Origin of the sequence: Psychrobacter sp. T6-6 (genome assembly GCF_052258185.1) — a bacterium.
In the GTDB taxonomy this organism is placed as follows: Bacteria; Pseudomonadota; Gammaproteobacteria; order Pseudomonadales; family Moraxellaceae; genus Psychrobacter.
Window position 1 is genome coordinate 1 of the sequence record NZ_JBQQEX010000010.1, and the last position, 19,193, is coordinate 19,193.

Annotated in this window: 12 protein-coding genes; 2 read left to right on the forward strand and 10 right to left on the reverse strand. The window is 43.0% G+C overall.

The window, feature by feature from the left end; genetic code table 11:
• The first annotated feature begins 418 nt into the window (after window positions 1-418).
• Together rsmA and ACTXGL_RS12340 are read left to right on the forward strand one after the other, a co-directional pair.
• Window positions 419-1,282, forward strand: coding sequence for a 16S rRNA (adenine(1518)-N(6)/adenine(1519)-N(6))-dimethyltransferase RsmA (gene rsmA, locus ACTXGL_RS12335; protein WP_443527046.1), 864 nt, complete (start codon window positions 419-421; stop codon window positions 1,280-1,282).
• Window positions 1,283-1,358: 76 nt separating this feature from the next.
• A complete protein-coding gene (locus ACTXGL_RS12340; protein ID WP_443527047.1) occupies window positions 1,359-2,186 on the forward strand; it encodes a symmetrical bis(5'-nucleosyl)-tetraphosphatase in 828 nt (275 codons plus the stop codon).
• Window positions 2,187-2,328: 142 nt separating this feature from the next.
• On the opposite strand, the gene ACTXGL_RS12345 is transcribed toward ACTXGL_RS12340, so the two are convergent.
• The 10 genes from ACTXGL_RS12345 to ACTXGL_RS12390 all read right to left on the reverse strand — a co-directional run bounded on the left by ACTXGL_RS12345 (window position 2,329) and on the right by ACTXGL_RS12390 (window position 19,044).
• On the reverse strand, window positions 2,329-2,745 hold the full coding sequence (locus ACTXGL_RS12345) for a hypothetical protein (protein ID WP_443527048.1): 417 nt from the start codon (window positions 2,743-2,745) through the stop codon (window positions 2,329-2,331).
• A gap of 294 nt (window positions 2,746-3,039) precedes the next feature.
• Window positions 3,040-3,819: a transglutaminase-like domain-containing protein gene (locus ACTXGL_RS12350; RefSeq protein ID WP_443527049.1), complete on the reverse strand. Its 780-nt coding sequence runs from the start codon at window positions 3,817-3,819 to the stop codon at window positions 3,040-3,042.
• Window positions 3,820-4,316: 497 nt separating this feature from the next.
• The gene (locus ACTXGL_RS12355) at window positions 4,317-6,758 is read right to left on the reverse strand and encodes a site-specific recombinase (protein WP_443527050.1); all 2,442 of its coding nucleotides are present in this window, start codon (window positions 6,756-6,758) and stop codon (window positions 4,317-4,319) included.
• 259 nt (window positions 6,759-7,017) lie between these two features.
• On the reverse strand, window positions 7,018-8,802 hold the full coding sequence (locus ACTXGL_RS12360) for an acyl-CoA dehydrogenase C-terminal domain-containing protein (protein WP_443527051.1): 1,785 nt from the start codon (window positions 8,800-8,802) through the stop codon (window positions 7,018-7,020).
• Between the two features lie 375 nt (window positions 8,803-9,177).
• On the reverse strand, window positions 9,178-10,971 hold the full coding sequence (locus ACTXGL_RS12365) for an acyl-CoA dehydrogenase C-terminal domain-containing protein (RefSeq protein ID WP_319051951.1): 1,794 nt from the start codon (window positions 10,969-10,971) through the stop codon (window positions 9,178-9,180).
• 460 nt (window positions 10,972-11,431) lie between these two features.
• Window positions 11,432-13,144: a putative bifunctional diguanylate cyclase/phosphodiesterase gene (locus tag ACTXGL_RS12370; protein ID WP_443527052.1), complete on the reverse strand. Its 1,713-nt coding sequence runs from the start codon at window positions 13,142-13,144 to the stop codon at window positions 11,432-11,434.
• A gap of 155 nt (window positions 13,145-13,299) precedes the next feature.
• Window positions 13,300-14,169 carry a 16S rRNA (uracil(1498)-N(3))-methyltransferase gene (locus tag ACTXGL_RS12375; RefSeq protein WP_443527053.1) on the reverse strand — a complete coding sequence of 290 codons (870 nt, stop codon included), beginning with the start codon at window positions 14,167-14,169 and terminating at the stop codon, window positions 13,300-13,302.
• Between the two features lie 302 nt (window positions 14,170-14,471).
• On the reverse strand, window positions 14,472-15,353 hold the full coding sequence (locus tag ACTXGL_RS12380) for a methylenetetrahydrofolate reductase (protein WP_443527054.1): 882 nt from the start codon (window positions 15,351-15,353) through the stop codon (window positions 14,472-14,474).
• Complete coding sequence (gene ahcY, locus ACTXGL_RS12385) at window positions 15,337-16,761, reverse strand: adenosylhomocysteinase (protein WP_443527055.1); 1,425 nt, start codon at window positions 16,759-16,761, stop codon at window positions 15,337-15,339. The genes ACTXGL_RS12380 and ahcY overlap by 17 nt, the downstream gene beginning before the upstream one ends.
• A gap of 345 nt (window positions 16,762-17,106) precedes the next feature.
• Window positions 17,107-19,044: a TonB-dependent receptor domain-containing protein gene (locus ACTXGL_RS12390; protein ID WP_443527056.1), complete on the reverse strand. Its 1,938-nt coding sequence runs from the start codon at window positions 19,042-19,044 to the stop codon at window positions 17,107-17,109.
• Window positions 19,045-19,193: the final 149 nt, after the last annotated feature.

Here is a 19,193-nt window from a genome sequence, read left to right on the forward strand (position 1 = left end):
AATTTTCAGAGACCTTCCTAAATTTTGTGTAAGTATTTAATCTAAACGTCAGTTACACAGAATCTGGGATGGTCTCTTCAAGTCCTCACTAGCGCACCGATCATAGATAGAATATCTATGGTAAGTACATCATGAAGTACACTGTGGCTATCTCAGCAAGTTGAAACCTTAATACCATTAGCTCACAGCCAAAGATTCAAGTCCTCACTAGGGTACCACCCTTATTTCCATTACGGGTCTTATGTTAGATGGTTCGAGAATAAAAAACTGCCGTGTTGGTTGTGCTACATTGTAGACGGTTTATAGATAAAATATCTCAAAAACACGCCCTAATTATGAGCTGTGGTATAATTTATCACTATAATACCAGCACATTGCTGCCATAGCCTATTTCTCCTTTATACATTAAGACTCTTTTATGTCCAACTCTACATTTGATGCTCAATCTATCTCTAACAGCTTAAAAGCTGCCAAACACCAACCGCGTAAGCGTTTTGGTCAAAACTTCTTGCATGATACGAGCGTGATTCGCGAAATCGTCGAAAGCATTCGCCTAGAGCGTGATGACAATCTGATTGAAATTGGCCCCGGTATGGGCGCGTTGACTGAGCCTTTGCTAGCAGAAGTGGATGCGATGACAGTGGTAGAGCTGGATCGTGACTTGGCAGACAGCTTGCGCATTCGTATTGGGGCCAACAGCCACCCAAACTTTGAGATCATAAAAGACAATGCAATGCATGTGGATTACCGTGAGCTTTACAGTGAAGAGCGCGGTAAGCTGCGCGTAGTAGGTAACTTGCCATATAATATCTCGACACCTATTTTATTTCATTTGCTCGGCTATGCCGATGTGATCCAAGACATGCATTTTATGCTACAAAAAGAAGTGGTGGAGCGCATCACAGCAGACGTGGGTAGCAAAACCTACGGCCGCTTATCGGTCATCATGCAGTATCACTGCGATACCGATTATTTGCTGACCGTACCTCGCGGCGCCTTTAACCCACCGCCAAAAGTCACCAGTGCAGTGTTTCGATTAACGCCGCATATCAACAAACCTGTAGTGGCTGAAGACGAAGAGCATTTTGCCATTGTGGTACGTGAGACCTTTAACCATCGTCGTAAGACGCTACGGGCTATATTTAAAAAATCAACCTTGCTACCGACACTGAGCGAAGATGATTTTGCCGCTTGTGGTATTGATCCGCAGGCACGTCCTGAGACCTTGAGCGTTACAGATTTTGTGAACCTAAGCAATCAGGCACGCAACTTAGAGATTTAAGTAGTAGAGGGTTGAGCCTTAGAGATTTAAGCTAATAGACTGCTAATTATTATCACATAAAGATCATAGAGGTATTATGAGTTTTCGCCATCAGTATGTCATCGGTGATCTACAAGGTTGCCATGCGGCTTATCTGCAATTGCTTAAGGCCTTAGATTTCGATCCTGACCAAGATAAGCTATGGTTTGCAGGTGATCTGGTGGCGCGCGGCGAGGATTCATTAAATACATTACGCGATGTCAAAGCGTTATGTGAGCAGGGCGCAGCAGCCACTGTATTAGGCAATCACGATCTCAATTTAATTGCTGTTTGGCGCGGTGCGGCGAAGCTCAAAAACAAGGATAGAACAGCGCCTATCTTTGCCGCTGATGATTGTGATGAATTGCTTGAATGGTTGCGTCGGCAGCCGTTGTTGATTTATCCAGATAAGCATACCGTGCTCGTACATGCCGGTATCCCGCCGCATTGGACTATTGAGGCAGCAGCAGGATATGCCAAACAGCTAGAAGCACAATTACAAGGTAGCCTAAAGCAACTTGATCGACTATTACCCAATCTTTATAGCAAACAAGCAGATGAGTGGCATGCAGGTATCAATGGCTTCACTAAGATGCGTGCAGTCGCCAATTACCTCACTCGTATGCGGCTGTGTAAGCAAGATGGGATGCTGGAGTTTGAGTTTAACGCTGGACTAGATGAGCCGATGCCAAAAGACTTTTTGCCGTGGTTTGAGTGGCAAGTACCGCGTACGCGTAAAATACTGTTTGGTCATTGGGCGGCTCTAAAAGGTGAGATTGATTTGCCATATGCCCGCGCGCTTGATGGTGGTTGTGTTTGGGGCAATTACTTACTGGCTTATAGACTGGGTGATGGACAGGTTCTTACTTCAGGTGCAGGGTGCTAAAGATCATACCGAGGGCTATAAACATCTTGATATATAGGGTTAGGCAAGTGATTTGTTTTAAGCGGTCCATTAATACGTTTAAAGGGCTAAATAACTGGCTCTTTTGGTGTGTGCCCTAAAGGCATTCATTTTGAAATTCGTGCTATTTAGAAGAAAATTTATGCAACTCACTTTTGGATTCTTCGTTTAAAAAATCATACAAGTCATTATTCAAGACATCGTATGCGCACATAAAAGCACTTTTGTTTTTTTGAGTATAGTCTTGCATCATGTCTATACAAGAAAATGAATTGAGTACATTAAATAGAATACTAGTGTTGTGAGAGGTATATTCCAAAGCTTTTTGGAAATAAATAAGTCCAGAGTAGTTTTCTTTATCTTCAGAAAGATATGGAGCAAGCTCTATGGTTATTCCTTTGAGGTTTAAAGCCTCAGCTATTTCGCTATCTGTTGAATTACTATCAGTAATTACTTCATTTAAGATCTCAAGAGCCAGCTCTGGTTCATCGTTTTGGTAAAAAATATCTGCTTGGGTCAGTCTTTTTTCTATACTAGTCATTAGTTTTTTATCCATTCATCTTTGGTTATACGGTCAGCAACTCAACACCCATATACCACACTGATTAGATACCGATAGCTCTTTGAATAAATATACGACTTTGAAAATGGGTTTAGAGAAAGAATAGGGATGAGTCCCAAAAAGGCAGCAGCATAAGATACTTTAGTGAAGTCTCTATCGTACATGAGTAATGGCATTGGTCTTGAAACAAACAATACACCGATGCCATTACTCGCTTATAGCAGATTTTACTTATTCTTGAACATGCCACATGGCATGTCTAGGGTCAGGCCCCTAAGCTTGTCTGGTCACAGATACTGATTGGTTGACAAAATCCATGGATCCGAACGCCGTTAGGAACGCGACGCTAGACGCGTCGGAACCAACACCGATGCGGGCCATCGTGTTGGCTTCTGCCATACCGGTTGGATCAATGAGATGCCAGCTCCCTCCGAGATAGACCTCCGCCACGGCATGAAAGTCCTGTGGCGTCACATCGGGCGCATAAACGCTCGCGAACCTAGCTGGTATCGACGACGCGCGCGCTAGTGTCACAAGAACATGCGCAAAGTCGCGGCACACGCCCTGACGCTGAACAAAGCTGTCAAGCGCGGTGGTCTGTGCGTGGCTCGATCCAGGCACATAGCTAAACGCCGATTCGATCCAATCGCGCATCGCCGCAATCCGTGCACCACCAGCGAGATTGCCAAATTCGGCATCCACAAAGGCTTGGAACTGATCTGATGGGCAATATCGAGATGGCATCAAATGTCTGATCGTCTCTCCGGGCAAAAGATGGAGAGGCACTTGGGGCAGTACCGATATGTCCAAGGCAGGACGGTCAACGGCAATTTCTGCGAGGTAAGTGCAGCTAAAATCTCCTTCGGCGCGAATCCAGATCCGCTCTCCTATGCCATCATCGGCTGAGACCCGTGAAAAATGAGCAACGTCTGATGTCCAAATCTCAGTCGAACGAACCTGTTGATCGACAAGATTGGCAGCTTCGATCTGAAGTAAAAGGTCCATCGGCTCGGATAGACGATAATGAAGTTTGACATCAAGTTTCAGGATCATATTTGAACTCACTAAGAATGTTGGTCTGGTAAACTAAGGACAGTGTGGGATTTCTAATAGATACAAGGCGACACCTAAGCCGCGCAGGCCTATCGAAACCAAAATATTTTGTGATGAACTGTTTTGTATATCAGAGATTGGCGTACTTAAGTTAGGCAGCAATGCCTCACAGAGTTGAATTATCATAGTACCGTTTTTCAATCTAAAAAGGTAAGATATAACCATAGCACTATGCAGACGGGCTTTATTAAAGCTGAGACGCGTCAAAATTGATTAATTATGGACTTAGCGTTGCAGAGCGAGCGCTGTGCTTGAAGTGTTACTTAATCAAAGGCTGACAGCTCGGCCCCGTAGGTCCCATGCCACTGCTATTTTGGGCTTTTTTGTGTCTACTAGTGCTTGACTCGACACTGCCATAGTGTTCATAACGAACGTTATGAACACTATGGCTTTAAAACCAGCTATTTACCAAGTATCTAGCCATCGAAACTGCCACTCTAATTGGGTAGTTTCGGTGGTTTTTTCGGTTTTGGCAAAGGGGTTTTGGCGTCGCCAGTCGGCTTATCATCAGGATCAGCATGATATTCTTCATCGAGGTCATCGCTATCGATGGCGCTTATTGTTTTGGTCGTTTTATCATACTGAATATCATCGGTATAAGGAGCATTGTTCAATTCTTCATCAGTCAAACCATCATCTAGATCCACGACTTTTTTTGGAGAGTTGTGAGGCTGAGTGTGATCACCTTTTGGTTGACTGTCATAATATATGTCTGTACTTGTCTTCGAGTTTTGAGCTTCATTTTGCTTAGACTCAGGTAGTATTCTGACATCAGATAATCGGCGAACCACATAATTGCTTGGTATTGCCTTTCCGTTCCTTTGTGCTGAGGTATCGTCAAATATCATGTGCCCTTGACTATCGATACGCGCATAGTCCATCGGCTTATCACGCGGCCAAAAGAAGTCAGACGGGTGGCTAATGATGTGACCGAACACCAGTTTTGTGAGGCGACTCCACTCAAAAAATCGCACTTCTTTAGAGCGTAGGGCGACAAACAGTGCCAGTGAAAAGCTGACTATGAGGTTCACCATGCCGATGAGTGCTACGCCAAGTATAGAAATTAAAATGAGGCTCCAATTTATTTCATCAGCAGATATGTTGAAAAGTCCATGTGCCAAGTTGGCCGAGGCAAAAGCAATATGGCGAATATCAATAGGTAAGCCGAAGATATAGCCAATAGTTGCCGTACTACCCAAGAACACCCCGAATAAAAAGTTGCCCATAATAGCGCCTAGATTGGCTTCTATAAATCCGCCCAAACGCTTAAGCCATGATTGAGGCAATATATATTTTAAGAACCTATGACGCTGTATACGTGCACCCACATGGTTATACACTGCTAGGTTGTCATAGTAGCCTGCAATGAGACCAGATAAGAACAGATATACACCAGCGATGGCAGCGTGGGGTAGTGCTAAGGAGCGAAACGGGTCTAGATCGTGTAGTAAGTGACCAGCTTTTTCTGAATCAATCATTGGTGCGCCTGTGTACTGTAACCAGGCGAAAGAAATAATAAGCGCCACAGGCACAGCCAACATTACGTTACCCATGATAGCAACGAACTGAGTCCGCAAAATATCAACAACCAATTCTGATAGCTTTGTTAGCTGATGAGATTTTTTTCCAGAGCCTTCAGATATCGTAGAGGCGATAGCTGCGGCCGTCATAGCGGGCTGTTTTGTCGCTACTGTACCACGAATAATATGAATAAATACAAAGCCCAAACCATAAATCATGCTGTTGATAAACGCCCGTCCCATAGGGGCGAGTGCCAAATGGTAGGCCAGTATCTTGATGGTGGCCATAAATGCAATGAAAAAGCCACCAATAGAGGCTTTTTTGAACATTTTTTGATAGCCAGATTTGTCGGTACTGATGTAATGTTCACCCACACGGCTAGCGTTCTCGGTGACCTTGCGTGAGAGTAGCTTGGTATTATTATCAATCAAATAGCCAATACTATAGCGCTGTCTGGCAGTAGTGATTAGCGTCTGTATCAGCTCGATGACGGCGCGATCTCGTCTTTGGTGATCGTCTGTGACAAGCTCTGTCAAAATACGCATGCGCTGTAAGCTCTGATCCAGACGCAGCATCATATTGGTCAGGCGAATGGAGATACCTGTCTTGTAGATACGTTTGCGGATAGTGGCAACAATATCTTCGCATTGCTCAATCATGACTAATAGCGGTGCTGGATCAACTGCATGTTCAGGGGTAATATCAGTTAAAGTGTCGAGCTCATGTGCTTGTCTATATTGATTGACAAAGAGTACGGCTTCTTGGTTTTGAGCCACAAAAGAAGCGGAGTAGTTGAGCATTTGCGGGTAGGAGTCCATCAGATCAGGATGCAAGCCAAGTCCGCTAATACGATAAGACAAAATAATGATCGCGTTTAAAATACTGTTTTTTGCCGTGGCGACCAAATCTAGGTGCTTTTCTTCTACTCTAATAAGCTCTACCAGCTTATCCCATTTCTCTGCCTCAATATTGGCAAGCCAGCGCTCATCAGTACGCTTATTGAATAGATAACCAATCAATTCAACGACAGAGTCATCTTGGGGGAGTATTGGCAAAAAACGATGACCAATCAATCGTCTTAAACTATTAAAGAATCCTTGATCTGACATGATGCCAGTATCGGTATACAGTGCGATTTGACGGTATTGGATAATCAGTTTTAGCACAAAGCTAGAGAGACCATCGCCGTATTCTGGATGCTGATGCAAGATATCAATAAGGGATTGGATATTTTCGTTTGCTAGAGCCGGTTCTTTATCACTGACTCGCAGTTCATCGATTAAGCGTTTGAGCACCGCAGCATCAGGTACATCACTTAGGGCAGTAATCTGTTGTAAAATGCGTTTTAATTCTGACACGTCGCACCCTTTATTGTAGTTGTTTCTATCACTTTTGTTATTTGATACTTTGACACTATGCATCACATAATGAGTAGCAATGGCTGTCTTAGATTTAGAATATTTTAATTTCGCGTAGCGACACCTTGTCTTGCGTTATTTTAATCGTAACGACGCATCGATAGTGAATTATTTTGTTAGGATTTATTTTGACAAAAAAAAGGACAGTAACAAGACTGTCCTTTTTATCAAAGAATTATAAAGTATTCAAGATGACCATTTAACTTGCAGGAACATCGAAATAGCCAAGATCAAAGTTCATCATTGGATCACTACCAGCTTTAACCATCTGTGCGTGAGCACTGATACGTGGTAGGACACGACCAACGAAATAGTCAGCAAGCTTAGCTTTGTTGGTATAGAACTCGCCTTCTTGACCATTGGCAGCTTCGACCATTAGCGCAAACATGTAAGAGTAGGCTAGGTAGCCAAAAGCATGCATGTAGTCAACAGCACAGCCGTTGATTTCATTTTTGCGTTCGCCAATATTGCTAAGAACCGTTTTGGTTAGCTCTTCAATAGTATCTGCTGCATCTAGAGTAGCTTGCTTGATAGCGTGATCTGCTTGCATGTTATTCACAAAGTCACGAATCTCTTCTAAGAAGTTTGTGACGTACTTACCATTGTTACGAGCAACTTTACGACCCAACAGGTCAAGCGCCTGAATACCGTTAGTCCCTTCATAAATCTGAGCAATACGCGTATCACGAACGATCTGCTCCATACCCCATTCGCGAATATAGCCATGACCACCAAAGACTTGCTGACAATCAACGGTTGCTTCTAATGCCTTATCAGTTAAGAACGCTTTGGCAACAGGGGTTAATAGAGCAACACGAGCAGAAGCCGCTTTTGCTGATTCAGGGTCAGTACTAAATTTCTCTTCATCAAGATTTTTGGCAACGTACATAGCAAAACAACGTGAAGCTTCATTGTTTACTTTGGCATTCAAGAGCATGCGGCGCACGTCTGCATGATGGATAATAGCATCAGCTGGTTTTTCTGGGCTTTGTAGCTGCGTATCGCTACGGCCTTGACCGCGATCATTAGCATATAAAGCAGCATTCTGATAAGCGAGCTCAGAACCACCAAGACCTTGTAGGCCCATAGTAACGCGCTCGTAGTTCATCATAATAAACATAGAAGACAGACCAGTGTTTTCTGCACCAACCATCCAGCCTTTAGCATTATCAAAGTTCATAACACAAGTCGCAGAGGCTTTGATACCCATTTTGTGCTCGATAGAACCTACAGCTAGCGTGTTGCGTTCGCCCAAGCTACCATCAGCATTAACCAAAAACTTTGGTACGACAAATAGTGAGATACCTTTTGAGCCTTCTGGCGCATTTGGTGTCTTTGCTAATACCAAGTGAATGATATTATCGGTAAGGTCATGCTCACCACCAGTGATAAAGATTTTGGTACCAGAGATATTATAGCTGCCATCATCGTTAGGAACGGCTTTGGTCTTGATAATACCCAAATCTGTACCAGCATGTGGCTCAGTCAAACACATAGTTCCTGACCATTCACCGTTGTACATTTTTTCTAGATAAGTCTGTTTTTGTTCTTCAGAACCAGCAGCGTTCAAGCAAAGCGTCGCACCAACTGTCAGGTTTGGATACAGGGCAAACGATTGGTTTGCCGTAAAAACCATTTCTTCAGTAAGCATGGTTACCATTTTTGGGAAGCCTTGACCGCCGTACTCAGCGTTACCACTTAACCCAACCCAACCTGACTCAGCATACTGTTTATAAGCATCTTTGAAACCTGTTGGGGTCGTAACAACGCCGTCACCCTCAAAGGTTGCGCCTTCTTCATCACCGCTACGGTTGATAGGCAGTAGAATATTCTTTGACAGTTTTCCCATTTCTTCTAAAATCATATCGACAGTTTCCATATCGACATGAGCTAGTTTTTCGTTATTTTGCCAAAATTGTGGCGCTTTAAATACATCATTTAAAATAAAACGCATGTCATTAAGAGGGGCATTATAAACAGCCATAAACATTCCTTTGGTTCAAATGAATAAAATTGGAGGTGTTAAGATTATCAACTGTTCTCTTGATATAACCTTAGCGATTCATACTCAAAGTTTAACAAATAAGCTTGTATGCTAGTGTATTTCTTCGTGAATAGTGCGTGCACCAAAAGTTAGTGGCAGCTATTGTAGTGTTTAAATAAGCCTTAGAAACCATCAGTACGTATCAAGAGTATCTAATTAACAAGTATAGATTACAGTCATAATTATAATTACGCTGACTACCATTTTTTTGGTGGCTATCTTTTGTATAGTTATGAGCATATGCACAAAATAAATCGGCAACATACCGTGGTATGTTGCCGATAAAATACAGTGTCAGTAGTGCTTAATGTCTAATTAAAAAGCAAACTGTTCAACATCCATGCTCATAAACGGCTCAACACCAGTACCGATACGTTGTACATGGGTCGTGGTACGCGGTAATAGTTTAGCGAAGTAAAACTGAGCCGTTTTGATCTTCGCGTCATAGAACGCTTTCTCGCCAGTACCATCTGCAATAGCGGTTTGAGCAACCAGTGCCATACGCGCCCATAGGTAAGCTAGGGTCACATAACCACTAAAGTACATATAATCGACCGCCGCGCCGCCGACAGCATCTGGGTTTTCAGTGGCTTGCATGCCGACACGTGCTGTCAAATCACCCCATTCTTTAATGTGCTTGGCAAGCGGGCGGATGAACTGACCCATCTCGTCATTTTCTTTGTTGTCTTCACAGAATGTTTGAATGACTTTTACAAAGTTTGCAAGTAGCTTGCCTTGTGAGCCTAGAACTTTACGGCCGATCAAATCAAGTGACTGGATCTGAGTTGTCCCTTCATAGATACAAGCAATCGTCGTATCACGTACGTTTTGCTCTAGACCATATTCGGTACAGAAGCCACTACCACCCATGACCTGTACACCATGACCTGCCGCTTCTAGACCTGTTTCAGTCAAGAACGCTTTACCAATCGGCGTTAGGAAAGATAGCATTTGATTGGCATACTTTTGCTCATCGCCATTACCTTTGGCAACGATATCAGCAAACTGAGACATATAACCGATAAGTGCACGGCCACCTTCAGCAAATGCTTTGGTAGTCAATAACATATCGCGAACTGCAGGATGAACAATAATAGGATCTGCTGGCTTTTCAGGAGCCTTAGCACCCTTCAAAGAGCGAAACGCCAAACGATCATTTGCAAACGCAAGGCCACCTTGGAAAGCGAACTGAGCTGCGGTAACCCCCTGAATGGCAGTACCGATACGCGCCACATTCATAAACGTGAACATCGCGTTCAAACCACGGTTTTCTTCACCAATTAAGTAACCAGTTGCACCATCATAGTTCATGACACAAGTCGCAGAGGCTTTGATACCCATCTTGTGCTCGATAGAACCACATGATACTTCGTTACGCTCACCTAAGCTCTCATCATCATTAACGTGGAATTTTGAGACCACAAACAAAGACAAGCCTTTAGTGCCTTCTGGCGCATTTGGCAGACGAGCTAGAACGATATGAATGATATTCTCAGACATGTCGTGCTCACCAGCTGAGATCCAGATCTTGCTACCTTTGATGTTGTAAGTGCCATCATCGTTAGGCTCAGCTTTTGTACGTACTTGGTTCAAATCTGAACCACACTGAGGCTCAGTCAAGCACATGACGCCAGTCCATTCGCCTGAGATTAGCTTTGGTAAGTATTTTTGCTTTTGCTCATCAGTACCATGATGCTCTAGAGTCGCCATACAGCCTTCAGACAGACCAGGATACATGCCAAAAGACCAGTTAGCAGTGCCCATAAACTCAGAGATTGCTGAGTTTAGTGACATTGGCATATTTTGCCCACCAAACTCTTCTTCAGCTGTCAATGAGGTAAAGCCAAGCTCACAATACTGCTTATAAGCTTCTTTGAAGCCTTTTGGTGTGGTCACGACGCCATTTTCGAAATGACAGCCTTCAGCATCGCCGCTTTGGTTCAATGGCGATAGCTCGTTTTCAGCAAAGCTTGCAGCTGTTTCTAGATAGCTATCTACAATGTCTGCTTCAATATGAGCATAATCATCAATATTTTGATAATGAGTTGTACTATCTAGAAGCTCATGCATGACAAATTTCATATCACGAATAGGGGCTTTATATTGCATGGTATCCTGTCCTTTTTGTAATGTAGTCGATGATCATTCATAGCAAGCATATGGTGCACTATTTTCTAGCGCGTTGCTCTTACCTAGCCAATCTGAAAATCTAAATAAGTGACAAACAGCAAAGCAGGTCAATCAGGCTGTCGATCACATAAAATAGTGTTGAAAAGAGTAGTGATTGTTAGAGGCAATATGAGATCAAATGCGCTCCAACAAATTCACTATAAAAGATAGGCTTTCATAGATGATTATACAAGTTTGGTCACAGCACTGATAAGTCATGAACCCGCCTTGCATCAGTTATGCAATCGACGTTAGGCACCAATGCTCATCAGTAATAACCGTATAGGAATCTAACGTTACTGACAGGATTAACGCCATGATAATAGGGCATAAAATAAAAAAGCAGTGTTTAATAAACACTACTAATTAAAAGGGTCTTAAGACACGAACATTTATATGATTATTCGGTAGTATATTGTTTGAGCAGCATCTCAGTGGCAACATCAGCAGGGATGGGTTTGCTGAACCAATAACCTTGCCCCTGTTTGCAGCCCATGTCTAGGAGCACATCGCGTTGCTGCTCAGTTTCGATACCTTCCGCCACTACTTGCATATCTAAAGCAACGGCTAGATCTAAAATGGCTTTTACAATCGCATGCTGGGTACGATCCGTTTCGATATTGGATATAAAGCTCTTATCGACTTTGATAAAGTCAAATGGATACTCTTGTAAATAACTCAAAGACGCATAACCAGTGCCAAAGTCGTCTAGCGCAAGACAAACCCCCAGCTCTTTGAGTGAGTTGAGCTGTTGTCTAACGTTATCATGGCGCTGAATCAAGGAAGATTCAGTCACTTCAATATGCAGCTGACAGGCAGCAATATTATGCTGTACCAGCAGACCACTGACCATATCAAAAAAGTCAGGATGGCTAAATTCAGCTGCGTCGGCATTGATACAGATATGTTGGCAAAAACCTTGCTGCTGCCACTCAGATAACTGTTTGGCGATTTGATTTGCCATCTGTGAAAACAGCTCAAATGATAGCTTGTGCGTGAGAATAGCGTCAATAAAATGTATGGGCTTTAGCAGACCACGTGTAGGATGTTGCCAGCGTACCAAGGCTTCAAAACCCGTGATGGCACCCGTATCTAACGAGAATTTTGGCTGATAGTAGGGAACGAACTGACCGTCAGTAGTCGCCACTCTAAGCTCGGCCTCTAACTGCAGACTGCCTGCCGTTGCCTCTTCAATGGTCTTGTCATACCAGCGAATATCGTCACCGCCATGCTGTTTGACGTACTGTAATGCTTTTTCTGCCTTCGTCAGTAATCCTGTTACTTGACCATCGTTTTTAGGAAAATAACTGACGCCCGCTGAAACATGGCAATAAATATTTGCGTCCGTTGTGGCGCTGTCGTTCATAGGGAAAGGGAGTTCACACATTTGCATCAGTGTATCTAGCTGATGGCGTACCATATTGCCGTCTTTGCATTCGAACAATAATGCAAAATCATCACCACCAAAGTGAGATAAACACCGTAAATGCGCCAATTCGAGTTGCTTAATGCGTTCTACAAAGCTGGTTATTAAGGAGTTGATACCATCAGGTCCTAATAAGTTTGCCAGATTGCGATAACGGTCGATATTGAGACGCACGATGACCACTTCTTGATAAGTATCTAATAAAATATCGCTGGTCTGACTCAAAAACACCTTACGGTTAGGTAATCCGGTAAGTTGATCGTAGTTGAGCAAGTGCGCAACTTGTTTTTGATCTTTAACAACCGAAGACATATCGCGTAGCATGCCAACATGATATACCACACCCTCAACAGAGATTTTTCGATAGGTCACATGACATTCGATCATTTGTCCATAGCGATTAGCCATTGAAAAATCAAGCTCGTGAAACCCTTTCTCGCTTAGATTGTTTTTGATGTCTTTTAAAATAAGCTGCTCTTCTTCTGACAAAAATTCAGCAGCGTAAATACCAAGTGGACGACCGACCAAAAATGATTCTTTGTAACCAATCAGGAGCTCATAACTAGCATTAACCGTGAGATAACGCAAATTGCCATCCAATATAAATATGGCATCGTCTATCTGCTCACACAGCTCGGTCATTAATTGCTGTTTAATCGATACTGGGATAGGGTCAAAATTGCTCATAATAATGTCTCACAAAAGATAATGACTCATAGAAACAAATAAAGACTGTGATTCAACTGACTAAAATTGAGCTAAGATCACTTTTAATTCTACACAATATAAAACAAAAGTTGTACTTTAATCATGACTTAAAAGATAACGACTATCATTATTGATTATTTATTATAACTATACAAGGCGAGTAAGGTCGTCAAAGCGACGACAGGTACGGTCTCTGTACGTAAGACTCGAACACCGATTTGCCAAGGGGCAAAACCTACTGACTCCGCTTTTTGACACTCATCATCGCTAAGCCCACCTTCAGGACCAATTAATAGTTCAATATAGGGTGACTCTTGTTTAAGAACGGTATCCAGTATCTCTGGTTTGGCAGGTTGATTTGCTGCCGGTACACTCATTTGCAACCGTAAATCTGCTGTGCTCTCTAGCACTTGATAGTATTTGTCTTTACTGAGTGTAGAGACAATAGGGCTGACCGCTGTCTTATTGTTTGGGGACTCAGTAGGGGCTAGCCAGTCACGAATAGATAACGGAGCAAGGATAAGTGGCGGGCGGTTGAGACCGCATTGCTCACAGGCTGCTATGGCCACTTGTTGCCAATGCGCCAGCTTTTTTTCAACTTGTGCAGGCTTTAAGTTAACTTCACCATGATGGCTGCTGAGCAGTTGTATAGCAGTTACACCAAGCTCTGTTGCTTTTTGGATCGCGTAATCCATACGTTCACCGCGACTCATTACTAGCCCAATCTTACTGATAACAGGTGCGGTGCGGTCATCGTCAAGGTGCGAGAGTAAGGTAGCAGTTGCTTTCTTCTTACTGATTGTCTGTAGCTGTACCTTATACTCACCGCCGAACCCGTCAAACAAGATGCCCTGATCATCGACATTGGCACGCAGAACGCGGCACCAGTGATGGATGATACTATCTGGTAATTCAATATCGCTACCCAAAGCGAGTTCACTCAGCTTAGGCAGTGATGGGGCATCAGCGTTATCACTATCAATGGTATAAAAAAAACGTCGCACGGGGTCTTATTCCTATTTTTTGATTGGAAGCTTTTATTAGCGGTTCCATAGAATATCACTTGAGCCATCTAAAGGCATGGCTTTTGTGATAATTATTGTTAAGCAGAATCACTTTGTATACAGATAATACTATCGCACAGTGAAGGAAAAATAAAAAATTAATTAAGATGAAGTGTATCTCATAAAATATAAAAGGCAGGAGCCCAAAATTTTTCCAATAAAAAACTGGCACTCCTAAGAGCGCCAGTTAACGATCAATCGATTAGATTTGTATTTAAATATTAATCACTAAGCAGTTGATGTTACTCAGCAGTTAAGCCTAGTGCTTCAACCAAGCGTTTGTTTGGCTCGACTTTGTTCATGCTATAAAAATGCATGGCTGGAACACCCTCGGCAATCAAGCGTTCACATAAGCGATAAACCACATCAAACCCAAACTCACGGATGGCTTTGTTGTCGTCGCCGAAGTCAGCCAAGCGTTTACGTACATAGCGTGGAATATCAGCACCGCAGCTATCAGCAAAGCGTATCAGATTGCTAGAGTTGGTGATTGGCATAATACCAGCCACCAATGGCTGTGCGTTGGTATCGATACCGCGTTTTTCTAGTGTGTCACGCAGATATAGATAGCTGTCTGCGTTATAAAAGAACTGCGTAATCGATGCATTGGCACCAGCACGATATTTATTTACCAGATTATCGACATCGAACTCAAAGCTACGTGCTTGTGGGTGCATCTCAGGATAAGAGGCCACTTCGATATGAAAGTGATCACCTGAGTGTTCACGGATAAATCTGACCAAATCTACTGCAAACGGGAGTTCACCCATACCGACCTGACCTGATGGTAAGTCACCACGCAATGCGACAAGACGTCTGATCCCTAAGCTTTTATAAAACTCAAGCAGTTCAGCGATCTCAGACTTGTCATCACCGATACAAGACATATGCGGCGCAATTTCGGTATCTCCGCGTGCGCTCAATGCTTTTACAATGTCTAAGGTACGGTTGCGGGTCGAACCACCGGCACCGTAGGTCACTGAAAAATACGCTGGTGACAGCGAATTCAACTCATCATAAGTGCTAAGAAGTTTTTCGTGACCTAGCTCGGTTTTTGCAGGAAAGAACTCAAAGGAGAAAGCAGGCTTACTCACAGTCAGGCTCCTTTTAGTATTTGTAAGCATCAGGCTTGAATGGACCTTCAACAGGTACGCCTAGATATTTGGCTTGCTTTTGGGTCAGCTTAGTTAGGGTACCGTTAAAACCTGCAACCATAGCAGCGGCTACTTCTTCGTCCAGCTTCTTCGGTAAGACTTTGACATATAAGTTGTCAAAACGCTCATCAGTGGGCAGATCAGCAAATTTTTCTTCGAACAAATACATCTGTGCCAATACTTGGTTGGCAAATGAGCCGTCCATCACGCGTGATGGGTGACCAGTAGCATTACCTAGGTTCACTAGGCGACCTTCAGCAAGCAAGATCAAATAATCGTTTTCGTCATCTGAGCGGAAGATTTGATGCACTTGTGGTTTGATCTCAACCCAGCGCCAGTTATCACGCATAAACTGAGTGTCGATTTCGGTATCAAAGTGACCGATGTTACATACCACAGCACCAGGTTTTAACGCTGCTAGCATATGACGATCACAAACATGGTAGTTACCAGTGGTCGTGACGATCATGTCGGTGTCTTCAAGCAAGCGTTTGTTGATGTTGTCTGCGCCGCCCGTGTTATCACCGTCGATGTATGGCGATAATACTTCAAAGCCGTCCATACATGCTTGCATTGCACAGATTGGATCAACTTCTGAGACACGTACGATCATGCCTTCTTGGCGTAAGCTCTGCGTAGAGCCTTTACCCACATCGCCATAACCGATAACCAAAGCGCGGCGACCAGCAAGGAACATGTCGGTGGCGCGTTTAATAGCATCGTTTAAGCTATGACGGCAGCCGTATTTGTTATCATTTTTAGACTTGGTAACTGCATCGTTGACGTTGATGGCAGGTACTTTGAGTGTGCCGTTGCCAAGCATTTCAACCAGACGATGTACACCAGTGGTGGTCTCCTCTGAGATACCATGGATGTTATCAAGAAGCTCAGCATAATCATCATGGATAAGAGCGGTCAAATCACCACCATCATCCAAGATTAAGTTAGCATCCCAAAGCTGACCTGACGCTTCGCCACCAACATGTACTTGCTGACGTAGGCACCATTCATACTCTTCTTCTGTTTCGCCTTTCCAAGCATAAACAGAGATACCCGCAGCAGCAATCGCCGCAGCAGCATGATCCTGAGTTGAGAAAATGTTACATGAGGTCCAGCGTACTTCAGCACCTAGCGCGACGAGTGTCTCGATAAGTACGGCAGTCTGGATAGTCATGTGGATACAGCCAGCGATTTTCGCGCCTTTGAGTGGCTGGTCTGCTTCGTAGCGACGACGCAAGCCCATTAGGGCAGGCATTTCGGCTTCAGCAAGCGTGATTTCACGGCGGCCGTAATCAGCAAGGCTGATGTCAGCGACTTTATAGTCAGTGAAAGAGGGATCGATCGTATGGGCAGATGGTGTAGTAGACACTGCGTCCATAATATGCTCCTATCAGTGGTTAACGAATGATAAAAAGAATAAAAACGCAGGTGCCGTTGTTTGCGCTGTCAGCGACCAAAAATGTGATCTCTCGACAGTTAACCGAGCCTAACATAACCTGTGATTGCATAACTTTAGAATATTAATGCAGTAAATCACTATTATGGCGCAACACCTCTCGGAGGTCGTTATTGTAATAGATGAGTGGTTAATTGTCACCTATTGACTGAGATAAATGATAAGCAGTCATGGCATAAGTACCTGTATTTTTTCATAGGTATAAAAAAAGGCCACCTGTAGATGACCTTTTATATTTAGATATTTTTTGATGCTACTCAGCCAATGTTAGTACCACTTGTAAGTCAAAGTGGTAAAGTAACTCGTACCTTCTGTGGCGTACTCATTACCGAATTGGCTTGCAAGGGTATAATCCTCATCAGTAATATTATCTACACGCAGGTTAGCACGTAGATTAGGTGTAATATAGGCACTCCCACTCAAGTTAAGCAGTGTATAGCTATCAAGTTCATTGTTTTCAGTTGTTAGTCTATCATCACTATATTTCGCCTCTAAGCGCATATCAAACATAGGCTGCTGATATCCAATATAAACTAAACCACTATTTTTAGGGCGGTAGGGAAGCTGTTGATCAAAGTTGGCATTAGTTTTGGTTTTGTTCTTAGCGTCTAAGTAGTCATACCCTAGGCCAAATATAAAGGCACTCATATTCCAATCTGAAGTCAAACTCAAACCTTTTATTTTTGCTTCACTAATGTTTGTACCACTTGCAATAAGGTCTTCTGCGTCTGTGTGATAGCCTGTCAATCTTGAAGTTTGCATATCGTTAACGTATTCAACGAATACTTCAGTATTCTCAGTTCTTTCAGGCTTTAGGTTTGGATTGTTATCCCCTGGGTAATATAAATCGTTAAAAGTTGGTGCGCGAAAGCCTGTGGCATAATTTGCACCGATGCGCATACCAGCTAGCGGACGTATGGCTGCCCCTAAGTTGTACGTGCTTTCATTACCATATTGTGAGTTGTCATCTACACGATAGTTGGCTTGCAAGTCATAATAAGTATCCGCTAATTGATAACCTACAAAAGCACTCTTAACATCTCTATCGTCAGGGTTATAGGCAGTTTGCACCGCAGGATCAGGGAAGTTTGAAAAGTCTAAAACGTCTGAAGCATCTAATTTTTGTGATAACCATTCTGCACCCACAATGACGGTGCCAGGTTGCGCGTTAATACTAGTCTCTAAGCGTGCTTGCTCTTGAGTGGTATCAAACTGGCTACCATTGTCGTAACTGATAGAGTTGTTATCATGAGAGGTTGATTTATCAATACTTTGACCGTAGCTAAGTTTAGTAAGAGTTAATGGGGTTTTGTATTGTAGATAGGCGTTAGCGCTACCGTTTTTTTGATCAGAGTAAGCGTAAGGAATGACTTCTCCAGCTGAGTCAAACTCAGTCTTAGAGTCTGAATATAAGCCACTAATCCCTGCACTTAATGCATTTGTGAACTTGTGCTGTAGTGCCAAACTGACATTGGTAAATTCAAAGCCATCATCATCAGGGTTATAATCAAAAGAATTACGATTAGCAATCGCGTTAAAACCATCAGTTTCGTTGCGACTTACACCCAAGCTCATTGATGAAGTGTCGTTTTTGAGTTGGCCTGTCACACCGACTTGATAGTGATTATTACTACCATAACCAACTGTAGCAGAGACATTAGATTGGTCTACACTATTGCCCTTAGTAAAAATTTGAATAACACCGCCCATAGCATCTGAGCCATAAAGACTTGATCCTGAAGCGCCATATAAAATCTCAATACGATCAATTTGATCCGCTGATAATAGATTTAGTGATGGACTACCCAAAGATACTGAGCTGTAACGAACGCCATCGATAAGCACCAATACCTGCTTGCTATCGTAACCACGCATATAAAAGTTACTGGTTGTTCCCATGCCGCCGCTTTGCGTAATGTTGATACCGGGTTGATTTTTTAATACATCAGTGACTGTTTGACCCTGATAACGTTGTAATTCTTCCTTATTAATTACTCGTGTTTGCGCAATAACATTACTGGTCTTGGTAGGCGTACGCGTCGCTGTCACGACGATCTCGTCAAGTTCAACCTGTGGCAAGTCACTATCACTGATAGCCGTATCTTGAATGGTAGCTGCCATCGCAGTATTTACTGCAAGTAAGCCAAGCGCGCTCAAAATACTTAAACGAAGATAGGTACGTGAAGATGCACGTGATACAGACATAGTCGATTCCAAAGTAATCAAGTTAAAAATGCAGAAATGAGAGGTAACCATTATGACGTAAAAGGGGTCAAAAGTTACAAAAAACAGTATATAAGCAAAACTGCGCTCATTATCTACAAATTAACTTGCTTTATAAACTACTTTAACCT